The sequence below is a fragment of the Pseudalkalibacillus sp. A8 genome (assembly GCF_045920555.1).
GTDB lineage: Bacteria > Bacillota > Bacilli > Bacillales > Fictibacillaceae > Pseudalkalibacillus.
This window is the reverse complement of the sequence record NZ_CP174509.1, coordinates 4,026,330-4,043,387: the sequence shown is the minus strand read 5'-3', so window position 1 is coordinate 4,043,387 and position 17,058 is coordinate 4,026,330. Positions and strand designations below refer to the sequence as shown.

The following is a 17,058-nucleotide window of genomic DNA, read 5'->3' as shown; positions in this document are numbered from 1 at the left end:
CAATATCATCTAAAATAAGGGCTGAAAGGGATGGTACTTATTAGACAAAGATAGGATTTACGGGTAGAATTGATAAGATGAAATACCTATTTTAACTCATGATAATCAAGCTGATTTTAACCCACTCCCATCGCTGTATTATTGAAAAATATTTCGAAGCGATCAGTGTTAGGAAAGTGTTTGAAGTCAGTTTGTCAAATAGAATTTGGAGGTGTGTTTCTATGGCTCAAACGAGAACAATACCATTGTTGCCACTTAGAGGACTACTTGTATACCCAGGAATGGTTCTCCACTTGGATGTAGGACGCAAGAAGTCTGTTCAAGCCCTTGAAAAAGTAATGATGGATGACCAACATATATTTTTATCCACTCAAAAAGAAGTGGCCATAGAAGAACCAACGGAAGATGAAATTTATAAATTAGGCACGATTGTAAAAGTCAATCAAATGCTGAAGCTCCCGAATGGAACGATCAGGGTACTTGTTGAAGGTGTACAACGGGGGGAGATCACTTCCTATAAAGACGATGAAGAAGTCGGTTATATTGAAGTGAATGTGAATTTGATCGAAGAACGCAACGAGGCAGATGCTGAAGAAATGGCTTTGATGCGTACTTTGCTGCACCATTTTGAACAATACATAAGCCTCTCAAAGAAAGTGACAGCTGAGACCCTTGCTTCTGTTCAAGACATTGAAGAGCCCGGCAGATTAGCCGATATCGTTTCATCACATTTACCGTTAAAAATAAAACAAAAACAAGAAATTTTAGAAACACTCGAAATCAAAGAACGCCTTAATAAAATCATTAAGATATTGAATAATGAGAAGGAAGTCCTCGGTCTTGAGAAGAAAATCGGGCAGCGCGTCAAAAAGTCGATGGAACGGACTCAGAAAGAATATTACCTTCGTGAACAAATGAAGGCGATCCAAAAGGAACTCGGTGACAAGGAAGGTAAAGCTGGGGAAGTCACATCATTAAAAGAAAAAATTGAAGAGTCTCAAATGCCTGAAAATGTCCAGAAAACTGCACTTAAGGAATTGGACAGGTATGAAAAGATGCCACAAAGCTCTGCTGAAAGCGGTGTGATCCGAAATTATATCGATTGGCTCCTCAATATACCATGGATGAAAGAGACAGAAGATAACCTTGATATCAATCATGCCGAAAAAATCTTGAATGAAGACCATTATGGACTTGAAAAAGTGAAGGAAAGGGTTCTTGAATACCTTGCAGTCCAACAGCTTACAAATTCTTTAAAAGGACCTATTTTATGTTTAGTCGGACCTCCTGGGGTCGGTAAAACCTCCCTTGCCAGGTCGATCGCCCGCACTCTCGGACGGAATTTCGTCAGGATTTCACTTGGGGGCGTACGTGATGAAGCGGAAATTCGCGGTCATCGCCGTACATATGTAGGTGCGATGCCGGGCCGACTCATCCAAGGGATGAAAAAAGCAGGTTCCGTGAACCCTGTGTTTTTACTTGACGAAATAGATAAAATGTCTAATGATTTTCGTGGAGATCCTGCATCCGCTTTACTAGAGGTGCTTGATCCTGAGCAGAACAATACGTTCAGCGATCACTTCATTGAGGAGCCATATGATCTATCAAAGGTTTTATTTGTAACGACTGCAAATAACATTTCAACCATACCTGGCCCACTGTTGGATCGTATGGAATTGATCCAAATCGCTGGATATACTGAAGTGGAAAAGCTTCATATAGCGAATCAATATCTTGTAAAGAAGCAAACCGAGGCACATGGTCTCACCAAAGGTAAACTTCAGATTCGTGATGAAGCACTGATACAAGTCATCCGTCGCTATACACGTGAGGCAGGCGTGCGTAATTTAGAACGTCAAATAGCTTCCTTATGCCGAAAAGCGGCTAAAGAAATCGTGGCCGGCGATAAAAAGCGTGTCATCATTACAGAGAAAACGCTGGGAGATTATCTGGGCAGACCTAAATTCAGATATGGCCAAGCTGAAGTGGAAGATCAAATCGGAGCTGCTACAGGTCTGGCTTATACTACGACTGGCGGTGATACACTTTCGATTGAAGTCTCGGTTTCATCAGGTAAAGGCAAGTTGATCTTGACTGGGAAACTTGGCGATGTGATGAAAGAATCGGCACAAGCAGCTTTCAGTTATATTCGTTCACGTGCTGAAGAGTTGAATATCGATCCGGAGTTTTCCGAGAAAAATGATATCCATATCCATGTCCCGGAAGGCGCAACACCTAAGGATGGTCCTTCTGCAGGAATTACGATGGCCACAGCCCTCATTTCAGCACTGACAAACCGTCCTGTCCGAAAAGAAGTCGGCATGACCGGAGAAATAACCCTTCGGGGACGTGTACTGCCTATTGGCGGATTGAAAGAAAAGACACTGAGTGCCCATCGAGCAGGCCTTGAGAGAATCATTTTCCCTAAAGAAAATGAAAAAGACTTGGATGATATTCCTGATAGTGTGAAGAAAGATCTCACCTTCATTCCAGTTTCTCATTTAGATGAAGTGTTAAAGGAAGCATTGATAGGTGGACAAAAATGAAAGTAAATACAGCCGAACTGATTATCAGCGCCGTAAAGAAGGAGCAATACCCGAATGATCTGAAGCCGGAAATCGCACTCGCTGGCCGTTCGAATGTAGGTAAATCATCTTTCATCAATAAAATGATCAATCGTAAAGCTCTAGCAAGGACATCTTCAAAACCAGGTAAGACACAAACATTGAATTTTTACCTTTTGAATGAAGAAATGTACTTTGTCGATGTTCCAGGGTATGGTTTTGCGAAAGTCTCCAAAAAAGAACGTGATGCTTGGGGGCGGATGATTGAGACATATTTGATGGAAAGCGAGCAATTGAGGGCAGTTGTTTTGTTAGTCGATCTGCGCCATGCTCCCTCCAAGGATGATCAATTGATGTATGATTGGTTGAAGCACTTTGAAATCCCTGTAATTGTCGTTGCGACAAAAGCGGATAAGATTCCAAAAGGCAAGCATCAGCAGCATATCAAACAAATCCGTGAAACCCTTCAGATGGATAAAGGTGAGTCTGTACTCCCTTTTTCTGCAGAAACTTCATTCGGGAAAGAAAAAGTCTGGTCTACAATTGAAAGCCTTTTATAAAGTGACAAAACTCTCCTTGTTTTAAAAAACAGGGAGGTTTTTTTGTTTTTATGTAGAAGATATACTGTGGATACTTTTAAATATAACATGACATTGATACTGTTTAGTTCGTTATAGTTAAGGGGAATATACAGTGGTGGAGAGAAATGTAGGGTATGTGGAGTAGGCTGATAGATAGAATGTCTCATCTTCATACTCTTAGAAAAAGAATGGGATCGTTTTATGGACTGTTTACCACTGTATGTTTCTCTCGTAAGTAGTATCCAAAAATTCTACAGAAAGAGGGTCAAAACAGAATGAGAAAAGTTGGCTTATGGGCAGTCATGATCTTATCGTTTTCTATGCTTCTGGCAGCCTGTGGAGGCGGTTCAGAAGATGGAGGGGGAGCAAATGGGGAATACGATCTCAAGGAAGATGGCAAGTTTACTTTCGCTTCCTCGGGTGAATTCAAGCCTTTCAGTTCAACCGATGCAAATGGTGAAATGTCTGGATTTGATATCGAAGTAGCTGAAGCAGTTGCTAAAGAATTAGGATTGGAACCTAGTCCACAGAAATTCAAGTTCGCGAGTATCGTTGAAGGGGTAAAGACAGGTCGGTTCGATGCTGCGGTGGCGAGTCATACAATCACACCTGAACGTGCTGAGCATGTAGATTTCTCGATTCCATATTATTATTCCGGTCCCCAAATTTTCACTCGGCCAGATAGTGATATCGAAACAAAAGATGATTTGAAAGATAAGGAAATTGCAGTTTCAAAAGGTTCAACATATGCAAAATCAGCGGAAGAAGTGACGGATAATATCAAAATCTATGACAGTGACGTGACAGCACTAGAAGCCTTGAGTGAAGGGAAGCACGATGCGGTCATCACTGACTTCGTAACTGGTAAAGAAGCAATCGGGAATGATTTCAATATCGAAGGTAAAGAACTTATAGGACGAAGTGAGCAAGCAATCGCTGTTGCAAAAGATAATGAAATACTTCTTGAAGATATCAATGCAGCTTTAGAGAAGCTTAGAGAAGATGGTACATTGAAAAAGCTAAGTGAAAAATACTTTGGGGATGACATTACATCGGATCCTGAAGGTGAATAAATTTATTGGAAAGAAAATGACGAATGTGCGCACCATTGCGCACATTTGTTTCTTATATTTCCTATTGCATAACTTTTCCAAAGGCCATAATCCATTAATCATATCAACTTGATATCGGTGCTTTAAGGAGATGATACACCTTGCCAAGTTTTCCGCATTTTTTTGAAACGTTCATTGATAGTTATCCTGTCTTTCTCAAAGGGATGCTTCTAACCCTTCAAGTAACGGCGGTTTCTATTTTAATTGCAATATTCATAGGTCTTTTCTTTGCATTATTGAAGATTTCTAAGATCAAAGTATTAGAAGCAATTGCAAATGTTTATATTTATATTGTCCGCGGAACACCGCTGATCGTCCAAATCTTCATTTTTTATTTCGGGCTATCAGAGTATAATATTTCAGGGTTCTGGTCGGCAACATTAGCACTCGCCTTTCACAACGGTGCCTATATAGCAGAAATCTTTCGAGGTACGATTCAATCGATCGACAAAGGTCAAATGGAAGCCGGGCGTTCATTAGGTATGACGACTGCTCTGACGATGCGTAGAATCATTCTTCCACAAGCGTTCCGAAGAGCGTTGCCTCCACTCGGTAATCAGTTCATCATTGGATTGAAAGACTCCTCATTAGCAGCCTTCATCGGTATGTATGAGTTATTCAATGTTGCTACAACAGCTGGTTCGAATAACTTCGATTCTATGACCTATTTATTGATCGTAGCTGTTTACTATCTGATTCTTGTCTTCTTACTAACAGCTATTGTCAGCTTGATGGAGAAAAAGCTATCTGCAAGTGATTAAGGGAGTGAATAATATTGAGTGAAAAACGAGAAATGATCAAAATAGAAAAGCTGAACAAGAGTTTCGGTGATCTGCATGTACTGAAAGATATTGATATGGAAGTCCAAGAAAATGACGTTGTCGTTTTAATAGGGGCAAGTGGATCAGGGAAAAGTACCCTGCTCAGATGCCTGAATTTCTTAGAAATCAAAAACGGTGGGAAAATTATCGTAGAAGGAAAAGAAATTGACCCTAATAAAGATAATTTGAATAAAGTTCGTGAACGAATCGGGATGGTATTCCAGCACTTCAATCTGTTTCCTCATAAAACAGTGCTTGAAAACGTCATGGAAGCACCACTCATGGTGAAAGGGATGAACAGATCCCAAGCTGAGAATGAAGCGAAAGAATTACTCGAAAAAGTAGGGCTGGCTGAAAAAGCGGATGTCTATCCATCAAAGCTTTCTGGCGGGCAGAAACAACGGGTCGCCATTGCAAGGGCATTAGCGATGAAGCCAGACATCATGCTGTTCGATGAGCCTACGTCTGCATTAGACCCTGAACTTGTCGGGGAAGTTTTATCAACAATGAAACAATTGGCGAGGGAAGGAATGACGATGGTCGTCGTCACCCATGAAATGGGCTTCGCACGTGAAGTAGGTGACTGGGTCTTTTATATGCATGATGGACGAATCGTGGAACGCGGCCATCCACAAGAACTTTTCAACAATCCAAAAGAACAGCGTACAAAAGATTTCTTAAGTTCCATACTCTAAAGCAAAAGGTGTGACCCGAAGAGAGGTCACACCTTTTTTTAATTAATACTCACTTGTTTCGTTTCATCAAATAAAACCCGATCACAATGAGGATTACTGCCCAAAATTGTTCAGTATAATTGACGATCGTACTGATAATTCCAGTTGTATTGGTTGAAAACAGTGCAATCAGGGAAAGGATAGTCAAGGCTGCACCGATCCATAACCCGCTCTGCTTTGTTCTGTTATATTGTAGTAAAAATCCTATGCCGATACTAAGGAAATAGACGATCCATAAAGCTGGCCAATTTGTGATATTCCCGCTTGCATAGTAATGGACTGCGATCCCGCAAATGACCACACCGGAAAACAGAGCGTAAGGTTCATTCTTTTGTAAAAGGAACCCTATTCCGATGATCAATAAGAATGCAGGTAAGGCATCAACTTCACTAATAAATGGAACAGACCATTGCTTTGATAAAAAATAGACACCCAAACCTGCGATCAATGTTCCTGGAAAAATACCTTGTTTCATAATCTCCTCCTCACAGAGCTTACATCTTGCTGTTCTTTTGCGAAAATCTTGGAAATTTGGTACATTAGATGTGTACGAAGCCTTGATAATACTATGAAATACTAAATTTTGGTTTTAAGGGTATACTAATTTTATCTACTAAAAATCATACCATAAGACTTTCAAACACTGTTCACATTTGTTTCGAATAATGCTGGACTGTACATGCTATAATGCTATTGGGAATTTATTTATCTCTATTTACATAAATACAGGGGGTGACGAACGATGCACATTTTAAAAGTTGGGCTGAATCATAAGACAGCTCCGGTTGAAATACGTGAAAAGGTATCTTTTCAACCTGGCGAAATGGAGCTGGCTTTGCAGTCACTTAGAAACACGAAAAGCATACTGGAATGTGTAATCGTATCGACCTGCAACCGTACTGAAATTTACGCCGTCGCTGATCAGTTGCATACAGGGCGATATTATATTAAATCATTCTTAGCGAATTGGTTTTCATTAGATAAGGACTTGTTGAACCCATATTTACAAATTCGTGAACGTGAGGATGCCATCGAGCATCTATTCAAGGTTGTTTGCGGACTGGACTCGATGATTCTAGGTGAAACCCAAATCCTTGGACAAGTGCGTTCAAGCTTTTTCACTGCACAACAAATCGGGACAACTGGTACTGTGTTCAACGAGCTGTTCAAAAAGGCGATCACATTGGCAAAGCGCTCTCATTCCGAAACTGAAATCGGAGAGAATGCAGTTTCTGTGAGCTATGCTGCAGTCGAACTAGCTAAAAAAATATTCGATGGACTTGAGGGAAAGAATGTATTGATCATCGGTGCCGGAAAGATGGGTGAACTAACTGCAAAACACCTATGCAGTAACGGAGTCGATCAAATTACCGTTCTTAATCGGACATATTCAAAAGCTCAGGAAGTAGCAGCCCGTTTTAATGGACAAGCTTCTACTATGGAAGAGCTGGAATCTTCGTTGAAGAAAGCGGATATTGTGATCAGTTCTACTGGTTCAACTGAGTTCGTACTTTCGAAGGCCAACGTTGCACCAGTTTTGAAGAAACGTAAAGGGAGACCGTTGTTCATGATGGACATCGCGGTACCTAGAGACCTATCTCCAGATTTGCAAGACCTTGAAGGTGTCTTCTTATATGACATTGATGACCTAGAAGGAATCGTCGAGGCGAACTTAGCTGAGCGACAAGAAGAAGCTGCTAAGATCCGTGTCCTTATTGAAGAAGAACTGCTTGCATTTTTAAACTGGATCAATACCCTCGGAGTAGTTCCTGTCATCACGGCATTAAGACAAAAGGCACTTTCCATTCAGGCTGAAACGATGAAAAGCATCGAACGCAAAATGCCTGATCTCACGGATCGTGAACGGAAAGTACTAAGTAAACATACAAAAAGCATCATCAACCAACTGCTTCGTGATCCGATCACGCGCGTGAAAGAGTTGGCAGCTGAACCTGATTCCAATAAGCAACTGGAGCTTTTCACACAGCTGTTCGGAATTGAAGAAGAGTTGGAACATGTATTAAAAGAGGAGCGTCTTGCTCGCGAACAAAAGTTGCCTGAGGCAGAAGGAGAGAAGTCATTTCAAACTATCTCCAACCCAGCGACAAATTAGTCTTGCTCCCAGGAGAGGAGTTGTATCGTGAGTAGTATCAGGTGGGTTTACGATATAACAATCATTTTATACGCACTCAGTGTATTAGGATATTTCATGGATTTCCTGCAAAACAACCGGAAGGCGAACCGAATTGCCTTCTGGTTGCTTTCTATTGTCTGGGTATTGCAATCATTCGTTTTAATATTACGGATTTTTGAAGCCAACCGTTTTCCGATACTCACGCCTACGGAAGGGTTATTTTTTTATTCCTGGGTTATTGTAACGCTTTCACTTTTGATCAACTGGTTTTTCAGAGTACATTTCTTCGTGTTTTTTACGAATATCATCGGATTCATTCTCATGGCTGTCAGTTGGTTTGCTCCGAACAATCAGGTTTCTGAAGCATTTTCAAATCAACTGATCAACGAATTAGCGATCATACATATTACAATGGCATTCATAGCGTATGGCGCTTTCACGGTTTCAAGTATTCTATCGATCATGTATCTGGTGCAATACAACATGTTGAAAAAGAAAAAAGTGGGGAAACGGTTATGGCGTTTCGAAAGTCTTACACGTCTTGAAAGGTTGCCTTTCATATTGAATATGATCGGTGTCCCGATCCTATTTCTTAGCCTGGTATTAGGCTTGATTTATGGGTATAAAGTATACATGACACTAGCGATCTTAGTCGATGCAAAAGTGATCAGTTCGTTTATTGTTTTATCCGTATACGGAATCTATTTGTATCTGAAGGTAGGGAAAGAGGCGTACGGGAGGCAGCTGGCCTATTGGAATGTCGCCGGTCTTCTCATCATCCTTATCAATTACTTTTTAGCTGCCACGCTTACGGAGTTTCATCTATGGTACTAGAAAAGTGCCTGACACTTTTCTGAAACGCTTGATGCACAAGGGCCAAACTGCCATGCCTGGCACCGTCAGAAATTTGAATCTATGTCTGGAGGTCAATTATGCGCAAGATCGTCATCGGTTCTCGAAGAAGTAAACTTGCTCTCACCCAAACACGTTGGGTAATCGATCAATTGAAAAAAGCGGGGGCACCATTCGAGTTTAAAATCAAAGAGATTGTAACAAAGGGAGATCAGATCTTGAACGTCACCCTTTCAAAAGTCGGAGGGAAAGGTCTATTCGTCAAGGAAATTGAACAAGCGATGATGGATAAAGAGATTGATTTCGCTGTCCACAGTATGAAAGACATGCCATCCGTTCTTCCGGAAGGACTTGAATTAGCTTGCACGCCACCGAGGGAGGATTATCGCGATGCTCTCATTTCAGAGAATCATGTTCCTTTTGAAAAATTACCAGAGGGTGCAATCGTAGGAACGAGCAGTTTGAGAAGAGGAGCACAATTGCTTGCGAAACGTCCGGATCTGTCTATAAAATGGATACGTGGAAACATTGATACAAGGCTTGCGAAGCTTCAGAATGAAGATTACGATGCCATTGTGTTAGCAGCTGCTGGGTTGAAGCGTATGGGATGGTCAGATGACGTGGTCACTGAATATTTGGAAAAGGATGTTTGTATCCCTGCTGTCGGGCAAGGTTCTCTTGCCATCGAATGCCGAGAAAGTGATCACGAATTGAAAGATTGGTTGGAAAAAATCAATTGTCCTGATACCTTCGATACAGTTCGTGCTGAGAGAGCGTTCTTACGTACACTTGAAGGTGGATGCCAGGTACCGATCGGCGGACTTGCAGAACTGGAACAGGACTCAAGAGCCATTACCCTGACAGGGTTCGTTTCAACACCAGAGGGAAAAACGATCATTAAAGATACCATTCAAGGCATCAATCCGGAAGAAATCGGCGTCGACCTAGCTAAGAGACTCGGTGAACGGGGTGCCAAGGATATTTTAGATCAAGTAAAAAAGGAGCTTGATCAGTAATGGATAAAGCATTGCCGTATTCAGGTCATAAAATATTGATAACAAGATCTGAAGAACAGGCTCTTCCGCTTGTCCATTCAATTGAACAAAGAGGAGGGGAGGCTGTCGTGATTCCCCTTCTTACTTTTCAGACTCCAGATGATAATACAGCATTAAGAAGAGCGATCCACGAGATTGAACAATTCCAGTGGGTCGTTTTTACAAGTCAGAACACGGTCCGGTTTTTCATGAATCAAATTGAGAAAGAAGGACGTTCGTTTGATCTTCTGCACACACTGAAAATAGCGGCGATAGGGAAGAAAACCGTGGAGCTTTTAGAAAGGTTCGGCATAGAGGTCGACTTTGTTCCTTCAAAATTTGTAGCAGAGATTTTTATAGATGAATTCATCAATCATACGAAAAATGAGGACCGAATCTTGCTTCCACATGGGAATCTAGCTCGAAGCATCATTATTGATAAACTGGGTGAAGCGGGAAGGAACGTCGAAGCCGTCATCGCCTATGAAACCGTGCCGAATTTTGATATTCGAGAAGATTTACAACAGACGTTAAGAAGTAATGATATTGATATACTTACTTTCACTAGTTCATCAACCGTTCATTTTTTCTTTCGATTGGCAGAAGAAAAGGTCATCCTGAAGGATTGGATATGGGCTTGTATCGGACCGATTACAGCTGAAACACTTAAAGGATATGGAGTAACTGCAGATATTGTCGCAGACGAATATACAACTGAAGGCTTGGTTGCTTCGATCGAGTCTTATTTGGAAAAGGAGGAACGACGATGAACAATGCTTTTCAACGACATCGCCGATTAAGAAGGACAGCAAGTATGCGTTCACTTGTACGCGAAACATTTTTACGAAAAGAAGATATGATTTACCCGCTATTTATTGTAGAAGGTGAAGGGGTGAAAGAAGAGGTCAGTTCAATGCCTGGCGTTTTCCATTATTCCTTGGATCGTCTCCACGAAGAACTCGATGAGATTACAGGCGTGGGTCTTCAATCCGTTATCGTTTTCGGGGTACCAAAGCACAAAGATGAACGTGGTACTTCTGCTTACGAAGCAAATGGAATCGTACAACGCTCCATCGCTTTTATCAAGGAAAACGGTCCTTCATTGACAGTGATTGCAGATACATGCCTCTGTCAGTACACAGATCACGGCCATTGCGGTGTCATCCATGAGGGTGATGTATTGAATGACCAGTCGTTAGAATTGTTGACACAGACAGCGATTTCACAAGCCAGGGCTGGAGCGGATATCATTGCACCCTCCAATATGATGGATGGTTTCGTGGCAGCCATACGTGCAGGACTAGATGAAGCCGGCTTTGAAGATATCCCGATCATGTCCTATGCAGTCAAATATGCGTCTTCATTCTACGGTCCATTCCGTGATGCTGCACATAGTTCACCACAGTTCGGTGACCGTAAAACCTATCAGATGGACCCGTCTAATCGTCTCGAAGCGATACGCGAAGCTCAATCGGATTATGAAGAAGGGGCAGACTTTTTAATGGTCAAGCCAGCCCTCGCATATCTCGATATTCTAAGAGAATTGAAGGATCGTTTCCCGCTTCCTCTTGTAGCTTACAATGTCAGCGGTGAGTACTCGATGATCAAAGCAGCTTCACAAAATGGCTGGATCGATGAAAAAGAAATTGTACTTGAAAAACTTACAGGAATGAAGCGGGCAGGCGCAGACTTGATCATCACCTATTTTGCAAAAGACGCAGCGCGATACATTGATGAAAGATAATTGATAGGAAGGGTGTTAAGATGAATAATCGTACATTCGAAAAATCAAAGGAAGCATTTTCTAAAGCGACACCACTTATGCCAGGAGGAGTGAACAGTCCGGTTCGTGCCTTCAAGTCTGTTGATATGGATCCAATTTATATGAAACGCGGAAAAGGTTCGAAAATCTATGACTTGGATGATAATGAATACATCGATTATGTGTTGAGCTGGGGACCTTTGATCCTCGGTCATGCCGACGATCATGTTGTGGAAGCATTGAAAAAAGCGACTGAGTTAGGAACGAGCTTCGGTGCTCCACATGAAATGGAGACGAAATTGGCTGAATTGGTGATTGAACGGGTTCCATCTATTGACGTAGTAAGAATGGTGAACTCAGGAACCGAAGCGACGATGAGTGCCCTACGTCTTGCACGCGGCTATACAGGTCGAAATAAAATTTTGAAATTTGAAGGCTGTTACCATGGCCATGGAGATTCCCTCCTCATCAAGGCTGGCTCTGGAGTAGCAACACTCGGATTGCCGGATAGCCCGGGTGTACCTGAGTCGATTGCACAGAATACGATTACAGTCCCTTACAATGATCAAGAAAGCGTAAGATATGCTTTTGAGCAATACGGTGATGATATCGCTGGGGTTATCGTTGAACCTGTAGCAGGGAATATGGGCGTTGTTCCTCCTAAAGATGGTTTCTTGGAATTCTTACGAGAAATCACCACGGACCACGGAACCCTATTGATTTTTGATGAAGTGATGACTGGATTCCGTGTCGGTTATCAATGTGCGCAAGGCCATTTTGATGTGACACCTGATTTGACCTGCCTCGGAAAGGTAATTGGTGGCGGTCTTCCAGTTGGAGCGTATGGAGGTAAAAAAGAAATTATGGATCAAATTGCACCCAGCGGACCGATCTACCAGGCTGGAACGCTATCAGGAAATCCATTGGCGATGACTGCCGGCTACGAAACTCTACGTCAATTGACAGAAGACTCTTATACCGAATTTGGAAAAAAAGCAGATCGTCTAGAACAGGGTCTTTCAGAAACTGCAAAAAAATACGGAATTCCACATCATATCAACCGTGCTGGTTCAATGATAGGACTGTTCTTCACTGACAATGAAGTCATCAACTATGAAACAGCTAGTTCATCGGATCTTGAAGCATTCACCGTCTACTTTAAGTCGATGATCAATCAAGGTATCTCGATTCCTCCTTCGCAGTATGAGGGTTTATTCTTATCTACAAAACACTCAGATAAAGATATCGAACGTACGATTCAAGCAAGCGAAAATGCCTTTAAAGCAGTCGCGGAATTTCTGAAAAAGTAAATACTAAAAATACAGCAGGCAGGATATCCGTGATATCTTGCCTGCTTTTTTCCCCTGGAATTTTCGCATTCCTGTCCATGTCAATAGATTTAAGAGACTAGCAATCAAGGGTTTCTTAAGCTCTCATGAGTTCCTCCTTTTTCACCTATTCACTTAATTGAAAAATCAAAGGGACAAATCTTTCCAATCACGCTTCTCCATTTCATTTTTAGGTATAAAATCTTGGCTCAGACATACACCTGTATTGTATAGGAATAATTGTGTTGAGAGGGGGAGCTTGCTTTGACGGAGCGCAATCAGTCTAAGTTAGAGTTTTCAATAGAGGAATCAGTATGGCTCAATAAGGGACAGGAGGTTGAGGAATTTTACACGGTAGATTTGAATCCGGAAGTTACGGTTGAAGAGGTGGATGATCAGATTTGTATCAAAGGCCATCTCTGCTTAACGGGTGAATACAGGTGTGCGGATCAATCTGAGGAAGAGAATACTTCAGAGGAATCTACCTTCCTTGGTTATCGTTCATTTTCCCAATTGAATGATGTTTCCGATGATGTAGTGAAATTGGACCACCGTTTCCCGGTTGATATCACCCTGCCAAAAAATCGCGTTCTTAATAAGGATGACCTTTTCGTCACCGTTGATAATTTTGATTATGAAATGCCGACTCCTTCGTGTCTTGAAGTTTCTGCTGCCATCAGTGTATCGGGTGTTTATGAAAATCAAGGATCTGCCAGTGAAGAGTTCGAGGAACAAGAATTAGTTTACCAGAATGATGAAGTTTATGTGACTCGTGAAGAAGATGACAAGGACGATCATGAATTATATGAAGGTGGATCGAATCCATTTCCAATTTTAGAGTTCGAATCACGCCGATCTCCTGAAAATTACGATCACGAAGAAGAAACGGAGTATAAGGCCATAAGAAGAGAGCCTCAAGTAGAATTTTTAAGCAGAAATGAAGAGCGTTACGATTCTGACGCATATGGCCACCTCAGTGATATGCGGAACTCGGATACTGCTGATTACGAGGATGAGTACGAAGAGGAAGAACTTTATCGCACGGAAGAGTATGAGTATGAAGAAAATGACGATGCGTATTACCACGAGGAAGAATCTGAAGAAGAATATGAAGAACAAGGGGAAGTAGAGAGCACCTCCAACCGTCCGCCGCGTGAAGAGAACGCTCTTTATTTAACAAAAATGCTGACAAGGGATGATGAAGAGCTTACGAAAATGAAAATGTGTATCATCCAAGCAGGAGATTCATTGGATTCAATCGCTGGAAGATATGATGTCCCGGCAAGTCAACTTATGCGGGTCAATCGTCTAGAGACCGAAGAGATTGAAGAAGGACAAATTTTATATATACCAGTCTCCGCACGATAGGATGGTGTCGTTATGAGCATGGATATATTGGAGCTCATCGAAAAACACTACCCATTAAAGCCATTACATTGGAAACATAAGAATGAAGTTCTTGAAACTGATGCTGGTACGAAAAGAGTTCGTGTTTGGACAGATGAGAGGACAATGACCTGGCATTTTAATTGGAGGGAGCGACTGGAGAGCAATACAGTGTTGACAGACCGTATGATACGGACATTGGATGCGAACTGGTTCCTCCCTTTTGAAGACCAATTCCTGACCCTCCATGATGAGCGGTATGAACCTTATCCGAAGCATAACCATGAACAAACATGGGGCATGTTACTTGGGAAATTATTGGCCCAGGGTATTGAACACCCCGTGTATGAAAACGAGGATTTTTCTGAAACAAGGGAGCAAATGGTGCAGCAATATGGTCTGGATCGCTCAGACCTGAACATGCCGATCCTTAACCGAAGCTTACCTGAGGCGAAGAGACGACTCAGGACCGTTGAAACGATCAGAAATCGATATAGACATTTGAAAATCCCATCCTTGGAGCCTTCTATCCTGACTTATCAGGGGAAGCGTGTCCATGGAAGGTTGTTTTGGCAAGGTGGTAATGAACCTCCTGAACGCAGCATGCACGGTCTATGCGATTTTCTTTCAGATTGGCGATTAGCCACTGATACACAATCTATGTATAAATTATTGGATGCCATTCATGATCACTTCCCTCTTGAAGGCGGCTATGACCAATTGTTGGCTGCTGATCTAATTGCACCGCGAGAAGTCCAGAGGTGTGTGCAACGGCTCGAATCCACAGATGGTCAATCTGCTAGTGAAATTTTGGATCAGTTTGAAAGGGAATGGGAATCGAATCGGACCCTCGTTGAAGAAGTTTGTCGCTGGATAGAACACAGGGCAAAGAAGGTGGTACGATGAAGGCGGCATCAATGTCAGTAGACGGCATCATCCTATATTATTATGATCTGTTCCCTGAAAAGATCGAGTCTTATGGTCGAGTTCAGCGTATCACGACAAAACGGGGGACTTTCGCTCTCAAAGAAACGGCAATGAACAAAGAGCAAATGGATTGGTTTTTGCATTGTATGGATCGTCTTAATGAGATTGGATACGACCATGTCGTCCCATTGACCATGACCAAATATGGTGACCCATATGTAATTGCGAAGAACCGCTATTTTTATGTGACCAAGTGGTATGAAAATGACTCACGGTCGAACTTCCCGTATGAGGATTTCATTATTGATGAGCTCGGAAAACTACATGCCAATACGGTAAAAGCACAGTCATTTTCTGAAGAAGTGATCAAGGATTCATTCAACGGACTAGCAAAACGTTTTGAACAACGGCAGCTTGAAATGGAGAGGTTCACGGAACTAGCCGAGCGGCAAACGTATATTTCTCCGTTTGAACTTCGATATCTTTCTCAGTTCCATAAAATGATGCGGATTGCCGAAGAGGCGAAACAAAAGGTCTCAGAATGGTATAAAGGCTGTGAAGAGCATAAACGCTATCGAAGCGTCTTATGCCATGGCCGTCCGTTCCGAGGGCATGTCGTCCAGGACCAACTTGGCGAGGGAAGCCTCATAAATTTTGAGCGGGCGATATTGGATACTCCGGTTAGGGACTTGGCGTATTTTTTCAGGACCGCAGCACAGTACCCTGAATGGAGTGAGCATATGGCATTGGAGTGGCTGGGGCGTTATGAATCCCATCTCCCCCTGCTGCCGGAAGAAAAGATCTTACTTGCAAGTTATTTGAAGTTCCCTGAACCAGTATTCTCGACAATCCAGATGTACCAAGGTTCTTCTGACATCTCCCAGCTTGAACTTGTCCGCAAATTGGATCGGAAACTAAATGTGATGAAGTCACTCGATCGTTTTACCGATCAATTTCTTCATACGATACCAAATTAATAACTCTGCTTATAGCAGGGTTTTTTGGTGTCTATAAAGATAAATAAGTTTGTCGGAACGTGCCGAATGTTGAAAAAAAAGATGTTCATAACATCAAAAAAATGTAAAATCGGTTTTTTGTCCATAAATCCGAGAACATGTTTAATAAAAGGAATTCCGCTATGGACAAATTAAGTGCCTATCACCAGAATTCATAATAAATCGCCAAATGGAGCGCTAGAAGGATAACCACAAGGATGATATCGAATGCAGAAGGAAATAAGAGGGTCCGGATCGCCTGAAAAATCAATAATGGAAAGACAAATTGTTCACAAATGCTCCGGAACTGTCGTAGATGATATTGAAAACGATATTTGTTAAATCCGCGACGTTTCCTCATGAGAGTGCTCCTTTCTCTGTTAGTGGTATACTATATGGTATGACACGTACCCATTTTCCGTACCCATTTTCGTTTAAAACAGAAAATTTGTGGAAAGCCTATTGACGATAAGACAATTCAAAAGGTAAACTATATACTACTAATAGGTCCTATATGAATAATAAGCTTCGATAGGGAAGAGTAAATTGTGAAACCTAAAGAGAGGGAAATCATCAGCTGAAAGATTTCTCAGGAGGTAGCAGTCGAACGTCGCCCTTGAGCAACTTCTCTGAACCAATTCAAGTAAGAGGAGTCGGATTTGAAACCGTTATCGATTTGAGGTGTGCAGCCTGATGTGATTTGTGCTGCAAACAAAGGTGGTACCGCGAACTTCTTTCGTCCTTTGAGGATGCGAAAGAGGTTTTTTTATTTTATATCACTGATAAATTAGTTGTCCATAAACAAATCTATCCAAAAAAAGTTATTAA

The 17,058-nt window shown here is 41.8% G+C and carries 16 protein-coding genes and 1 other annotated feature; of the genes, 14 read left to right on the top strand and 2 right to left on the bottom strand.

The features are described from left to right. The first annotated feature begins 221 nt into the window (after nucleotides 1–221). From lon to ACJROX_RS20775, 5 genes are all read left to right on the top strand, one after another. A complete protein-coding gene (gene lon, locus ACJROX_RS20795; protein WP_408007113.1) occupies nucleotides 222–2,546 on the top strand; it encodes an endopeptidase La in 2,325 nt (774 codons plus the stop codon). Further along, entirely contained in the window at nucleotides 2,543–3,124 is a 582-nt protein-coding gene (yihA, locus tag ACJROX_RS20790) for a ribosome biogenesis GTP-binding protein YihA/YsxC (protein ID WP_408007112.1), read from the top strand. Before lon ends, yihA begins: the two co-directional genes overlap by 4 nt. Before the next feature lie 296 nt (nucleotides 3,125–3,420). Next, nucleotides 3,421–4,218: a transporter substrate-binding domain-containing protein gene (locus tag ACJROX_RS20785; RefSeq protein WP_408007111.1), complete on the top strand. Its 798-nt coding sequence runs from the start codon at nucleotides 3,421–3,423 to the stop codon at nucleotides 4,216–4,218. Nucleotides 4,219–4,358: 140 nt separating this feature from the next. Beyond that, the gene (locus ACJROX_RS20780; protein ID WP_408007110.1) at nucleotides 4,359–5,018 is read left to right on the top strand and encodes an amino acid ABC transporter permease; all 660 of its coding nucleotides are present in this window, start codon (nucleotides 4,359–4,361) and stop codon (nucleotides 5,016–5,018) included. Between the two features lie 32 nt (nucleotides 5,019–5,050). Next, on the top strand, nucleotides 5,051–5,773 hold the full coding sequence (locus ACJROX_RS20775; protein ID WP_408011718.1) for an amino acid ABC transporter ATP-binding protein: 723 nt from the start codon (nucleotides 5,051–5,053) through the stop codon (nucleotides 5,771–5,773). Nucleotides 5,774–5,822: 49 nt separating this feature from the next. Here the strand turns inward: ACJROX_RS20775 and ACJROX_RS20770 are convergent, their stop codons facing one another. After that, the gene (locus ACJROX_RS20770; protein ID WP_408007109.1) at nucleotides 5,823–6,287 is read right to left on the bottom strand and encodes a hypothetical protein; all 465 of its coding nucleotides are present in this window, start codon (nucleotides 6,285–6,287) and stop codon (nucleotides 5,823–5,825) included. A 267-nt stretch (nucleotides 6,288–6,554) separates the two neighbouring features. On the opposite strand from ACJROX_RS20770, the gene hemA reads away from it, so the two are divergent. From hemA to ACJROX_RS20725, 9 genes are all read left to right on the top strand, one after another. Continuing rightward, complete coding sequence (gene hemA, locus ACJROX_RS20765) at nucleotides 6,555–7,925, top strand: glutamyl-tRNA reductase (RefSeq protein ID WP_408007108.1); 1,371 nt, start codon at nucleotides 6,555–6,557, stop codon at nucleotides 7,923–7,925. A 27-nt stretch (nucleotides 7,926–7,952) separates the two neighbouring features. Next, nucleotides 7,953–8,780 carry an inner membrane protein YpjD gene (locus ACJROX_RS20760; protein ID WP_408007107.1) on the top strand — a complete coding sequence of 276 codons (828 nt, stop codon included), beginning with the start codon at nucleotides 7,953–7,955 and terminating at the stop codon, nucleotides 8,778–8,780. 98 nt (nucleotides 8,781–8,878) lie between these two features. Then, entirely contained in the window at nucleotides 8,879–9,814 is a 936-nt protein-coding gene (gene hemC / locus ACJROX_RS20755; protein WP_408007106.1) for a hydroxymethylbilane synthase, read from the top strand. Beyond that, nucleotides 9,814–10,602 (top strand): uroporphyrinogen-III synthase, encoded by a 789-nt coding sequence (locus ACJROX_RS20750; protein WP_408007105.1) that lies wholly within the window; start codon nucleotides 9,814–9,816, stop codon nucleotides 10,600–10,602. The genes hemC and ACJROX_RS20750 overlap by 1 nt, the downstream gene beginning before the upstream one ends. Further along, nucleotides 10,599–11,576: a porphobilinogen synthase gene (hemB, locus tag ACJROX_RS20745; RefSeq protein WP_408007104.1), complete on the top strand. Its 978-nt coding sequence runs from the start codon at nucleotides 10,599–10,601 to the stop codon at nucleotides 11,574–11,576. The genes ACJROX_RS20750 and hemB overlap by 4 nt, the downstream gene beginning before the upstream one ends. Nucleotides 11,577–11,596: 20 nt before the next feature. Next, complete coding sequence (gene hemL / locus ACJROX_RS20740; RefSeq protein ID WP_408007103.1) at nucleotides 11,597–12,904, top strand: glutamate-1-semialdehyde 2,1-aminomutase; 1,308 nt, start codon at nucleotides 11,597–11,599, stop codon at nucleotides 12,902–12,904. A 282-nt stretch (nucleotides 12,905–13,186) separates the two neighbouring features. Then, nucleotides 13,187–14,290, top strand: coding sequence for a stage VI sporulation protein D (spoVID, locus tag ACJROX_RS20735; protein WP_408007102.1), 1,104 nt, complete (start codon nucleotides 13,187–13,189; stop codon nucleotides 14,288–14,290). 12 nt (nucleotides 14,291–14,302) lie between these two features. After that, complete coding sequence (locus ACJROX_RS20730) at nucleotides 14,303–15,214, top strand: hypothetical protein (RefSeq protein WP_408007101.1); 912 nt, start codon at nucleotides 14,303–14,305, stop codon at nucleotides 15,212–15,214. Further along, entirely contained in the window at nucleotides 15,211–16,212 is a 1,002-nt protein-coding gene (locus ACJROX_RS20725; RefSeq protein ID WP_408007100.1) for a spore coat protein YsxE, read from the top strand. Before ACJROX_RS20730 ends, ACJROX_RS20725 begins: the two co-directional genes overlap by 4 nt. Before the next feature lie 181 nt (nucleotides 16,213–16,393). Here the strand turns inward: ACJROX_RS20725 and ACJROX_RS20720 are convergent, their stop codons facing one another. Next, nucleotides 16,394–16,591: a hypothetical protein gene (locus ACJROX_RS20720; RefSeq protein ID WP_225064121.1), complete on the bottom strand. Its 198-nt coding sequence runs from the start codon at nucleotides 16,589–16,591 to the stop codon at nucleotides 16,394–16,396. Nucleotides 16,592–16,749: 158 nt separating this feature from the next. Continuing rightward, nucleotides 16,750–16,977, top strand: a binding site (T-box leader). Nucleotides 16,978–17,058 lie beyond the last annotated feature (81 nt).